At 39.4% G+C, this 13125-nt stretch carries 7 protein-coding genes; 3 read left to right on the forward strand and 4 right to left on the reverse strand.

From position 1 onward, the window contains the following. Positions 1 to 568 precede the first annotated feature (568 nt). The 4 genes from glgB to ACN1CD_RS14290 all read right to left on the reverse strand — a co-directional run bounded on the left by glgB (position 569) and on the right by ACN1CD_RS14290 (position 9082). Positions 569 to 2530: a 1,4-alpha-glucan branching protein GlgB gene (gene glgB, locus ACN1CD_RS14275; RefSeq protein WP_419131054.1), complete on the reverse strand. Its 1962-nt coding sequence runs from the start codon at positions 2528 to 2530 to the stop codon at positions 569 to 571. Positions 2531 to 2589: 59 nt separating this feature from the next. Then, positions 2590 to 5052, reverse strand: coding sequence for a glycoside hydrolase family 31 protein (locus tag ACN1CD_RS14280; protein WP_419131055.1), 2463 nt, complete (start codon positions 5050 to 5052; stop codon positions 2590 to 2592). 326 nt (positions 5053 to 5378) lie between these two features. Next, positions 5379 to 6005 carry a hypothetical protein gene (locus ACN1CD_RS14285; RefSeq protein ID WP_419131056.1) on the reverse strand — a complete coding sequence of 209 codons (627 nt, stop codon included), beginning with the start codon at positions 6003 to 6005 and terminating at the stop codon, positions 5379 to 5381. Positions 6006 to 6148: 143 nt separating this feature from the next. Next, complete coding sequence (locus ACN1CD_RS14290; protein ID WP_419131057.1) at positions 6149 to 9082, reverse strand: TonB-dependent receptor domain-containing protein; 2934 nt, start codon at positions 9080 to 9082, stop codon at positions 6149 to 6151. A gap of 193 nt (positions 9083 to 9275) precedes the next feature. Between ACN1CD_RS14290 and ACN1CD_RS14295 the strand changes: the two genes are divergently transcribed. From ACN1CD_RS14295 to ACN1CD_RS14305, 3 genes are read left to right on the forward strand one after another with little or no spacing between them, the layout of a single operon-like run. Beyond that, the gene (locus tag ACN1CD_RS14295; RefSeq protein WP_419131058.1) at positions 9276 to 11711 is read left to right on the forward strand and encodes a penicillin acylase family protein; all 2436 of its coding nucleotides are present in this window, start codon (positions 9276 to 9278) and stop codon (positions 11709 to 11711) included. Positions 11712 to 11716: 5 nt separating this feature from the next. Further along, positions 11717 to 12076 (forward strand): hypothetical protein, encoded by a 360-nt coding sequence (locus ACN1CD_RS14300; RefSeq protein ID WP_419131059.1) that lies wholly within the window; start codon positions 11717 to 11719, stop codon positions 12074 to 12076. Positions 12077 to 12095: 19 nt separating this feature from the next. Continuing rightward, positions 12096 to 13079 (forward strand): acyl transferase, encoded by a 984-nt coding sequence (locus ACN1CD_RS14305; protein WP_419131060.1) that lies wholly within the window; start codon positions 12096 to 12098, stop codon positions 13077 to 13079. Positions 13080 to 13125 lie beyond the last annotated feature (46 nt).

Consider the following 13125-nt stretch of genomic DNA (forward strand, 5'->3'; position numbering starts at 1 on the left):
AACATTATAAAGTTTCATTTGTTCGTTCGCAAAGCTAAATAACGAACAACCAACTGGAATAAGAAACCGATATACTGATGCTGAACACCAAGGATTTACCTAATGGTTATCAATTACCTACAAATATACCAAGCAGAAAATTCCACAAACACCAGATAAAGTTGCTAGAAAGTGTAGTAGATGGCTCACATTTGAATCCAACATTTGATGACATTTGGACTCTACAGAAGGTAAAATCTTTATGAAGGAATTGAAGTTTTAAGAAACTGTCTAAAAACTAGAACCTATCAATTCACGAAATTCCAAAAGCCCGTACGTTGAAGAATTTCGAAAGTTTTGATGACAATATCACAAAACTTGCGAAGTATTTCCCCCCAACAAAGGCCACCAAAACTTCGCAAGTTGATCTTCATTCATAAATTTAAACAGCTTCTAAAAAAGATTTACCTTATTTTAAAATAGCTATTGCCAGAGAAAACTATTATTGTATCTTTGCACCCTCTCTGGAAGCTTCCACTCCAGAGTTTAAGAAAGCCTTCCAGCAATGGGAGGCTTTTCTTATTTAAGCTTATTTGCTTTTAAATATGGTTACAGCCAATGGTGGCAATGTAATGTCGATGGAATATCCCTGATTGTTATACCCTTCTTTGTTAGTAACGATATCTCCCCTATTATTGATCCCACTTCCGTAATAAACAAGATCATCAGTATTAAAAATTTCTTTCCATTTGGTTTTAAATGGCACCCCAATGCGATAATGTTCCCTAACAACTGGTGTTAGGTTAATTGCAATCACTAAGGTATCTTTTGCTTTTGGCCCTTTTCTCATGAACACATAAACAGATTCGTTTGTATTATCTGCATCAAGCCACTCAAAACCTTCGTAACTGAAGTTGAAATGATAGAGCGCAGGCTCCTTTCTGTATAAAAAGTTTAAGGCTTTTACTGTTTCCTGCATTCCTTTATGGCCTGGATATTGAAGCAAGTGCCAATCTAATGATTGAGTAAAATTCCACTCACTGGTGTCGCCAAATTCGTTGCCCATAAACAATAGCTTTGCTCCAGGGTGCGTAAACATATAACCGTAAAGCGCTCTTAAATTTGCAAACTTCTGCCAGTCATCGCCCGGCATCTTGTATAGCATCGGCGATTTTCCATGTACCACTTCATCGTGCGAGAAGGGAAGCATAAAATTCTCCGTAAAAGCATAAGTCATACTAAAGCTTAACTGATGATGATGGTGTTTCCGCGCCAGGGTATCCACCTTAAAATACTTCAGGGTATCATTCATCCAACCCATCATCCATTTCATACCGAAACCTAAGCCCCCGGCATGTACCGGATGCGTAACACCTGGATAAGTGCTACTTTCTTCTGCAATGGTTTGAACGCCTTCAAAATTTCCATACACCGCTACGTTAAGATCCTGTAAAAACTGGATGGCACCTAAATTTTCGCTGCCACCATATTCATTTGTTGCGGCATCTCCATCTTCTCTTGAGAAATTGAAATACAACATTGAAGCGACTGCATCCACCCGTAATCCATCAGCATGGTACTGGTCTAACCAAAATAGCGCATTACTGATTAGAAATGAACGGATTTCATTCCGGTCGTAGTTAAAAATATATGATTTCCAATCCGGATGAAATCCCTTCCGCATGTCTGCGTGCTCGTAAAGATGCGTTCCATCAAACTCATAAAGTCCATGTCTGTCGCCAGGGAAATGCGAGGGCACCCAATCCAGAATCACAGCGATATTTGCTTCATGCAAAGCATCAATCAGAAACATTAAATCTTGTGGAGATCCGTAACGTGAACTGGCGCCAAAATATCCGGTAATCTGGTAACCCCAGCTTGGAAAGTAAGGAAATTCCATTACCGGCATTAGTTCTACGTGTGTAAAACCCATTTCCTTAACATAAGGCACTAACCTTTCTGCCACTTCACGGGCATTTAATACACGTTCAGGGTTTTCCGGATCACGCTCCCATGAACCCAAATGTAGTTCATAAACTGAGATAGGCTGATCCAGCGTATTAATCTTTGCTCTTTTGGAGAGCCACAATTTATCTTTCCAGGCATAATCGGTATCCCAAACTACGCTGGCCGTTTGCGGCGGATGCTCCCATTTTCTAGCATAGGGGTCACCTTTTAAATGTTCTGAATCGTCATATCCCTTAACAAAATATTTATAAATCGTTCCTTTCGAAATTCCCGGGATAAATCCTTCCCATATTCCTGATTTGTCTTGTCTTTTATAGAGCGGGTGAGTAGCAATATTCCAGTCGTTAAAATCACCAACTAAGCCAACTTTCTGTGCATTTGGCGCCCATACCGAAAAATAAGTTCCATCTTTTTTATCAACAGTAATAAGGTGGGAACCCATTTTCTCATATAATCTGAAATGCTTTCCTACGGAGAAAAGATCAATATCATAATCTGTAAACAGGCTATACTCCCAAACTGGCTTACTGGTATCTATTAGAGGTACGGCTATAATTTTCTTGGAAACTTTTTTTGCTGGCATAGTAATTAGGCTAGATATAATTAGCCCCAAAAACTAAACAGAATTTGGGGCTAAAAGATTTACAGACTTAAAATCTGTATATCGCTGAAGTTTTTAAGGCACTTGAAATGAAGCACATTTTGATCGTCTACCTGATAATCGGTTACTTCCTTATCATTTATAAGAATCTTTTTAACCTGGAATTTCAAGCCCATAATTTGACAGGCGTAAAACTCATAATTAGGCGTATAAAGCCCCTCAATTCTTTGATGTACTTTCAATCCGTTTGCATCTGCTTTAACGGTGAACTTTTTCTCCAGATAAATATCCTGTTCAAAAGCAAACGTATCTCCATGATCTTCATACATATAAGAATTCACTTCATAATCACTACTGTAGATATTAAGTGCAACTTCTGTAATTGCCTTTTCATCCACATACTGCATCACCGGATACTCTGGAATAACTGAGCCTGCTCTCACAAAAATCGGCATACTGTCTATTTTTGCTTCAATGTTATATTCGTTTCCACCTTCTAACACCTCATTGGTCCAGAAGTTGTACCAGGTTCCTTTCGGGAGATAAACTTGTCTTGAAATTGCACCTTGCTCTAAGACAGGACAGATCAACAATTTATCGCCGTAACAGAATTCATCCTGACGGAAACTGTTACTAATATTTTCTTGCTCCAGCATCACTAATGGTCTTAAAATTGGGAAACCGTAACGGTGATGTTCCCAGAAAACCGAATACAGGTAAGGCATCAGGCGATATCTTAACTCGATAAACTTTCGGTTGATATCTTCAAAAAACTCACCAAAGCTCCATGGTTCTCGTTCTGCAGTATCACCAGCTGAATGCGCACGCATAAATGGTGAAAAAGTTCCTAACTGAATCCAACGGGTAAATAATTCACCATCTGGTTCACCACTGAAACCGCCAATATCTGTTCCGCAGAAAGGCACACCAGAAACCGATAAACGCTGGCACTGGATGTTTCCAATTTTCAGGTGTTCCCATGTCGCGATGTTATCACCTGTCCAAACACTTGCATAACGCTGCATCCCGGCATAACCTGCCCTGGTAATGGTGAACGGGCGTTTATTACGCATCAGTTTTTTCAACCCTTCATAAGTTGAGCGAACCATCTGCATGCCGTAAACATTGTGTGCTTTGCGGTGAGATCCACGGTAACCATCATAATTATGGCGAACATCATTAGGAAAAGTGCCCGAACCAAAAACAGCTGGCTCATTCATGTCGTTCCAGAAGCCTGCTACCCCCATATCTACCAATTCTTCGTATAATTTACCCCACCATTTTCTTACTTTCGGATTGGTAAAATCCGGAAACTGGCATCGGCCCGGCCATACATGACCTTCCATAAAGTAATCATCACTTCTTCTGCAGAAGTATTTATTATCTTTTCCTTCCTTAAATACCCAATAATCATCATCCACTTTAATTCCGGGATCGATCATTACCACCGTTTTAAAACCGTCGGCAGCAAGTTCTTTAATCATCCTGCGTGGATCTGGAAAATATTTTTTGTTCCATGTAAAGCAACGGTAGCCATCCATGTAATCGATATCGAGATAAATGGCATCACAAGGAATTTTACGATCCCTGAACTGCTTCGCAATTTCTTTTACTTTGGTTTCCGGGTAATAACTCCAGCGACATTGCTGATAACCCAAAGTCCACTTTGGCGGCATAGGGTGTGTTCCGGTGAGGCTGGCATATCGTTTTACCACGTCCATAATGTGCGGACCATGGATATAGTAATATTGTAGTTCGCCACCATCGGCCCAAAAACTTGTTTTATTTACATCTTCACCGCCAAAATCGAAGTAAGATTTAAAGGTATTATCGAAGAAAATACCATAAGCAGCCTGATTATGTAATCCGATATAAAATGGAATTGTTCTGTAAAGCGGATCCTGGTTCCAGCCAAAAGAATAGGCATCGGTATTCCAGTTTTCGAATCGGCGGCCGCGAAGGTTGAAGTTCCCTGATTTATCGCCCAAACCGAAGAAATTTTCCTCAGGATGGCATTTTTTTGTTGCGTAAATATAGTAGCCACCAAAATCAACATTTTCTTCCCAGTGCATAGAGTTGGCTTCATCTACCATTACTAAATTGGTGATGTTATCAGAAAAGGAAACATGGAAGTTTTCTTTTTCGATTTTACAGGTTACTGAATGCGTGGATATGGTGTAATGATCCTCATGCTCCTCCATTTTAAAAACAGAAACCTTTTGATCAACCTCTGGTACGGCATAAGAAAAATCATCCAGAAAAACACCGTGTGGTGCAAGCCTTACCCTAATGATATCATCACTCACTACCCGGATTTCAACCCGCGCATCTCCATCAGAGAAATAAAAGCGATTTCCTTCTTTTTTTACCTTCTTTACGGCGCCAAGATATTGCTTAACAATTGGCTTAACCGATATATCTACTGGATTATTTAAATGCTGTATTTCCTGCTCCTTATCGATTAGTTCATTAACCTCATTCGGCTTATCGTTTTGCTGTTCCATCCTTTATTTATTCAAAATTTATTTTTTTTAACTCTTAAACTTGGGATGTGCTTAAGAAAGTACTATTATACAAATATTTTATAGAAGGCCCGTAGTAAATCACAAAAAAGGTCATCGCCTTTTTTGCTCATAAATTTGCTTTATTGTAGAAAAAAAAGGCCGTTATCTATCTAAAAAGAACCAATTGAAAAATGGTCTTTGGGAAATAATTTTCTTTGGGTTACTTGTTAAACCCTCCGCCATAAAAAAAGCGTGCCCATTTAAGTTAGACACGCCTGATTCATTTTCCATCATTTACAAAATTCATCTATAGAAATGATGTTCTACTATTTGAGTTCCATAACAAAAACCTCACCTTGTGCGGAATTGGATTGCACATTGATCATATATTTTTTACCGTTGTTTTTAAAGGCATATACCGCAAAAGGTTCGTCATCACCTAAACCAAATGTTCGTTTTTTACCATTATAAAGGTTTTCTTTAAGTTTACTTTTAGCGCCCTCATCTGATGGAAAGATTCCTTCATAAATAAGTGTAGCGCCTAATTTTTCAACCCAATCATCGAAGGTATCATCAAACAACAACTTATTGAAAGGCTTGCCATTATTCTCTCCAAAGAACATCAGTCCAAGCTTCCCTTTGGTAGGATAAATTCCTGTGCCGGTATAATTGTTGAGTTGGGCATAATCAATGAGTTCTGACACTCCGTTTTTTGCATCTGCTACCACCACGTCGCCGGTAGGCGCAAAAAACGGAAAAGTTCCAATATTTTTCATTTCCGGAACTTTTGCCCACACAATCGTATCTGCTTCCACTGCTGGATTCTTTTCTACGGGTTGGTTAGTCGAAGCCATGCTGGTATCTTGCTCACCACCAGAATTATTGTTTTTTTGTTTACTGTTACAGGCTGCCAATGCCAAACTGATGGCGAAAATGGTCAATACTTTTTTCATTTGTTCAGTTATTGAGGTTTGATTTAGTTTTATAAGATTTTTAATAACAGTCAAAAATAATGCCCTGATTCCATGAATCCAAGACATAAAAAAACCCCTATGCTTTTTAAAGGCATAGAGGGCGTTTCATTATTATAGTGTTACTAGGGGTTAAAAGAATAGGCGATATAATAAATTGCGCCTGCGGCCGGATTGCCATATGAGGTAATATAATATTTATTCATCACATTTGATCCGCCGAGTTTAATAGATGACTTTACCGAAGGAATTTTTAAGCTAACCTGTGCATCCAATGAACTGTATGCCGGAACATCTCCAGATGCAAATGATGAATTCCAATAGAATTTATCCTGCCAGCGATAGTTTACATTAAAGCCAAAGTTTTTAATAATTTCCCTGTTACCCAAACCTAAATTAAACCTAATTTTTGGTGTGTTAAAGTCGTTTATATAATTTACAGGCAAATCACCGATCTGGTTGTAAGAAACATTTCCACTCATGGTCCATTTATTAATCAAATAATCAAGGCCCAAAGCAGCGCCATAAGAACTTACTTCGTCTGTTGCATTCACCGGAATACCGAATTTCACAAACGTTGGACTAGCAGGTGTACCTACATTCTGATAAACATCAACTGCGGTGATAAAGTCTTTATAGATATTGTAATAACCATAAGCATCAATTAACAAATTAGGGGTAATTAAACCTTTATAACCTAATTCATAAGATTGCACACTTTCCGGACGAACGCCCCTGCTATCTAGCGTATATTGCTGCAACAATGCCGGATTTGGTGTACCGGTAGCTGCAGATGCCAGGAATGCACGATAACTCACATCTGTAAACGGTCTGTTTGTATCCAGTTTATATTTTCCGAAAATAATTTCAGGTAAACCACCAATTAAACGTTGTGATCCACCGCCAACAGAAAGATCGATGTACTGATTTTGTGTGGTTGGGTTGCGGTAGCCTGTTTGGTAAGATGCCCTGATGTTGTTATTCTTCGCCACGGTGAAAACTCCGGTTACTCTCGGTGTAAAACGGCCTTCAAAATTCTGGCTTTTATCATATCTGCCAGCAAAAGTAATCTTTACCTTATCGTTAAAAAATTTCTTCCCGATTTGTGCAAATGCACCATATTCATCAATATCAATTGATTCGTTTAAATCATTGAAGATTGTTCCGGCAGAATTAAGATCATACAAACGATAGGATGCACCTACCTGAAACTCCACTACGTTATTAAAAGCATTGGTAAAATTGTACATTCCTTCGTAATGATAAAGGTTAGACTTATCATCGAATTTTGCACCATAAACACTTTTTGTTGGATCCTGGGCATTAATCGAAGTGGCGCTGATTGTGGTATTCAGAATAGCATTTTTTGCAGATTCAAACTGGGGAGTTCCAGGCACAAAGCGACCTTGGTTGGCCACGCCCCGAGCAAGTGCATGTGCAGCCGCATCAGTTTGTCCGGCTGCCCTCGCTCCTACATAGTTGCCAATATACTGTGGAAACCACGTGGTAGATGGTTTTGAAACTTCATTAATATAACTTCCCAAAATAGAAGAAATATAAGAATCGCCAGAGCGTTCCTGGGTGGTATAACCTTTTAAATAAAAATCCTGTCCTTTCAATTCAACCTTATATTGACCAATATTAAAGTTGCGGAGCGAATAACGATCTGAACCAGTGTAAACCGAAGTTCCTGTTCCCCAATTGGCCTGTGCAACGGCCTGAATCGTGTTGGTAAAATTGTAGTAAACGGCTCCCGATGCTTTGAGGGATTTGGTATCGTAATCAACCAGATTCTCTTCATTGTAACCTGTTCTGGATACATTTTGATCAGGAATCAGATTTGCTTTTAAGCCCACATAAAAAGGAAGATAATTTTGCACCGCTGGCCTCAATGCTGCCGGCAAGCCTGATAAAAACCCAGCTTGTTGCGCTCCGGTAGGAATTGCAGCACCAAAAGCACCATCCATTAATGCTTTAATATTTGGAATTGCACCACCTGAACCAGCATTTATACCAGCAATTGTTGCATTCTGCACACTTAAGGCTACATTGCGCATGTTCTGGCTCACTTCATCACCGTAAGAATTGATTCCATCATAATTGGTGTCACTATTGCGATCGCCGCTTTTTGCCGTTCTGGAATTACGATCGAAATTGGAAAAATTGTTGCCTATCCAATCCTTCGCCTGCAAAAATGAAAATGCTGCTTTTACCCCAAATTTATTATTCCAGGATTTTGCTACCCGAACATCAAGCTGATTAAATTGCTGCACACTGCTATTATCATCATTAACATGGTTGATTCCCGATTTATATTGAAAACTTGGCCCCTGGTATTTAAAAGGATCTTTAGATGTCATCAACAATGTTCCATTAATACCACCAGCGCCATACAATGCAGAAGATGCACCAGGTAAAAGTTCAACATTATCAACATCCAACTCGGTTATGCCGACAATGTTACCTACAGAAAAGTTGAGACCTGGTGCCTGGTTATCCATTCCATCGATATATTGATTGAAACGCGTATTTCCGTTGGAGTTGAAACCGCGTGTATTGATTGATTTAAAGGTTAAACTCTGCATGCTACTCTCCACACCCTTCATATTATTCAGTGCATCATAAAATGATGGCGCGGCAATATCTCTGATGGTAGCAGCACTCATTCGTTCGATAGAAACTGGAGATTCCAAAATGCGTTCAGGTGTTCTGGATGCCGAAACAACTACATCACCACCTAAAACCACAGCCGTTTCAAGTTCCAGTATAATCCCGGAAGTATTAGTCGTAATTTGTTGCTCTACAGTGCCATAGCCTACATAAGATGCTACCAGGGTAAAGGGTAGCTTTGCGGTAGTAGAAAAACTAAATGTTCCGTTTGCAGTCGAGGCTGTTCCGCCAGACTGTCCTTTGATGACAAGGCTTACGCCAGCCAGTCCTTCTTTTGATTGCCTGTCTTTCACGGTTCCACTTACCGTAATGCTTTGTGCCTGTACCGCTAAATTAATGGCGCATACAAATAATAACACATAGAAGACCTGTGTAAAAATTCTGCTCATAAACGATTATAATTTGGTTGTTTGTATTATTAGTTACATAAACTTAAACTCTTTTTTCGAATAAAACAAATTATGTAAGCATAATAATTCACTATTGAATTTATAATTTTGATTGACATTCAGTTTGTTGTATTTTGCAAACATTATAAATCGTTAGTTACTTTAATGGGTTACTCTCGATATTTCTGCTACCATGATGAACAAATTAAAAGCGCTATTCTGCATTATCATACCGATAAGCCTGGCTTTCCTTTTTAACACGAAAATTGGAAGTGCGCCGCCTGTTTTGAAATTTCTAAATCCATTTATGGGTTTCTGGCAAAATGCAGAGAATAACCATTTCATGTTTAACCATCACGTGAAGATTAAAGGGGCGATTGACAAAATTGAAATCGTTTTCGACGATCGAATGATTCCACATATTTTTGCTCAGAATGATCATGATCTTTATTTGGCGCAAGGATATGTTACTGCCATGCATCGCCTTTGGCAGATGGATTTTCAGACCCGGTTTGCAGCAGGCAGAATTAGTGAAGTTGTGGTATCAGAACCTGCACGGGAAAGTGATCGCTACCAGCGCAGAATGGGAATGGTTTACGGTGCAGAAAAGTCGCTAAAAGGCATGATGGTTGACCCAAAATCAAAGGAAATGCTCCTGGCTTACACAGAAGGGATTAATGCTTATATTAAAACCTTATCCCATTCTAACTATCCCATCGAATATAAAATACTGGATTTTAAGCCAGAGAACTGGACACCATTAAAATGTGCATTGTTATTAAAACAAATGTCGGCTGTTTTAGCCATGGGGTCTGATGAATTCTATATGACCAATATCTTAAAAAAGTTCGGTCCGGAAATTACCAAAGATTTGTTTCCAGATTATCCTTACAAGGAAGATCCGATTATCCCGGTGGGAACAAAATGGAACTTTTCGCCACTGCCTATTCCTAAAACTCCGCAAAGCTTTACTGCATCTCAAACCGGAGACGTAAGAACGAAAGAAAAAGTAGAAGGTATTGGAAGCAATAACTGGGCTTTATCCGGAAGCAAAACAGCTTCTGGATTCCCGATTCTGGCCAACGATCCACACTTGGATTTAAGCCTTCCTTCTATCTGGTACCAGATTCAGTTACATGCGCCAGGCATAAATACCTACGGGGTTTCGCTTCCGGGTGCGCCGGGAGTTGTTATTGGCTTTAACCAGAAAATTGCCTGGGGTGTAACCAATGTTGCTGCCGATGTACTTGATTTTTACCAGGTAAAATTTAAGGATAGTTCGCACAATGAATACTGGTACAATAACAAATGGAATAAAACGACTAAACGCCTGGAGGTGATTAAAATCCGGGGAAGTAAAGACTTGATTGATACGGTATATTACACCCACCAGGGCCCGGTGGTTTATCTTCAAAAGGCAAACTTTGCAAAAGCGGGGAATGTTCCGGTAGGTGATGCACTCCGTTGGATTGCACATGATGAATCAAATGAACTGATGACTTTTTATTACCTGAACCGTGGCAAAAACTACGATGATTACAGAAAAGCATTAACCTATTATACTGCACCCGCACAAAATTTTGTTTTCGCCAGTGTAGATAATGATATCGCCATTACACCCAATGGCAAATTCCCACTTAAATGGAAGAATCAAGGTAAATTCATTTTAGATGGAACCGACCCGGCATACGATTGGCAAGGCTGGATTCCGGCGGCTCAGAATCCTACCGTAAAAAATCCACCCAGAGGTTTTGTGAGTTCTGCAAATCAATCTTCTACAGATCAAACTTATCCTTATTATCTTAATTGGGAGTTTGCACCGTATGAAAGAGGTAAGAGAATTAATGATCGCCTGGGCGCCATGAACAAAGCCACAATGGATAGTATCAGGCTGATGCAGACCGATAATTATAGCATTTTAGCTCAAAACCTACTGCCTGCCGTAATGCCACTGTTAAATGCAGATCATTTGAATGCGACCCAAAAAGAGGCTTTGAATTATTTAACAAAATGGAACAAACGCTATGATGCTGATGAAATTGCAGCAAGCGTTTTTGAGATCTGGACCAAGCGCCTGGCGTTTGATATCTGGGATGATGAATTTATGGTTAAAGGAGTTCCTATGCGTTATCCTTCCAGAGACCGTACTGTTGAAATGATTTTGAAAGAACCTGCAGCAAAATGGTATGATAACGTAAATACCAGTAAGCAGGAAACACTGCCAGATTTAGTTAATGAGGCATTTAAATATAGTTGTGACAGTTTGGAGCGCAGATTCGGACCAATAAATAAAGATTGGAGATGGTCTAACGTGAAACAAACCAATGTACCGCATCTGGCAAAAATACCAGGCTTTGGCTCTAAGGTATTGCAAATTGGTGGCGCAAAAAGTACCATTAATGCAATAAGCGAAACGAACGGACCTTCATGGCGAATGGTGATTGAACTTGGAAAAAAACCTAAAGGGCATGGTGTTTATCCTGGCGGGCAATCGGGCAACCCTGGAAGTAAATTCTATGATAATATGATCGATACCTGGGCGAGTGGCCAGTTATACGATTTGTTTTACATGCAAACACCCGATGATCAATCTGGTAAAATTATCTCTCGTTTAAAAATTTCTAAATAATTAAAATGGTTTTCATTGTCATCGTTATAATTTGTTTCTTGCTTCAAATGATTGCACCCTGGTGGGTGATCATCGTGGTGGCTTTTGCCACTTGCGGCATTATTGGTAAAACCGGTAAAATTGCTTTCTGGCAATCTTTTTTCGCTATATTTCTATTGTGGATTGGCTATTCATTATTTAAGAGTTTACCGAATGATAACCTGCTCGCTGGTCGCGTTGCAGTAATGACAGGTGTTAAACTTTGGTGGGTTTTATTATTGGTTACCGGAATTTTAAGTGGCTTGGTTGCCGGAATAAGTGGCTATTGTGGCTACCAATTCCGGATGGCAATGCTTGCCAAAAAAACTGACGAAAAAATAGCATAACGCTTCGTACTTTTGCGGCGTGAATTCAATACCAAAAGATATATTTTCGATCGATGATGCAGCGGCATTTCAGACGCAGGCTTTAGCTACCTTTAAATTCCAGGCAGAAAATTGTCAGGTTTATAAAGAGTACATTCATCATTTGAGGATTAATGTAGATCAGGTATCAACTATTGAACAAATTCCTTTCCTACCCATTGGTTTTTTTAAAACGCATTCAGTATTAAGCGATCAACAGCCAATTAAAATTACCTTCAGTAGTTCGGGCACAACAGGAATGGTTCAAAGCAGTCACCATGTAACTGAAGTTGGTTTGTACGAACAAAGTTATCTTCGGGCTTTCGAGCAGTTTTATGGCCAGGTATCTGATTACTGTTTTCTGGCTTTACTCCCCTCCTACCAACAAAGAGCAGGATCTTCATTAATTTATATGGTTAATGATCTGATCGAAAAGAGTGGACATGTAAAAAGTGGCTATTTTCTTGATAACCATAGCGAACTTTTTCAAACACTTACCGATCTTAAAACCCAAAAACAGCCCACTGTTTTAATAGGTGTTACTTATGCTTTGCTCGATTTTATAGAAAAATTTGATGTCAATTTTCCGGAGCTTATTGTAATGGAAACTGGCGGGATGAAAGGAAAACGGAAGGAAATGGTTAGGGAGGAACTTCATGAGCAACTTACTGCCGGATTTAGCGTGCCTGCTATTCATAGTGAGTATGGCATGACAGAATTGCTTTCTCAAGCCTATTCTTTGGGGGAAGGAGTTTTCCAATGCCCAGGCTGGATGAAGGTTCTGATTCGTGATACTAATGATCCTTTAACATTGATCCCTAAGGGAAAAACCGGTGGAATTAACGTAATCGACCTCGCGAATATCAACTCCTGTGCTTTCATTGCCACTCAGGATTTAGGCAAAATAAATTTGGATGGTAATTTTGAGGTTTTAGGCCGGTTTGACAATGCAGATATCAGGGGGTGTAACCTTCTTGTACAATAATTGAATTACTTGAAAAACTCAATTATCTAAAACAATTCTCCGCTAA

This window comes from Pedobacter sp. N23S346, assembly GCF_048515415.1.
Taxonomy (GTDB): domain Bacteria; phylum Bacteroidota; class Bacteroidia; order Sphingobacteriales; family Sphingobacteriaceae; genus Pedobacter.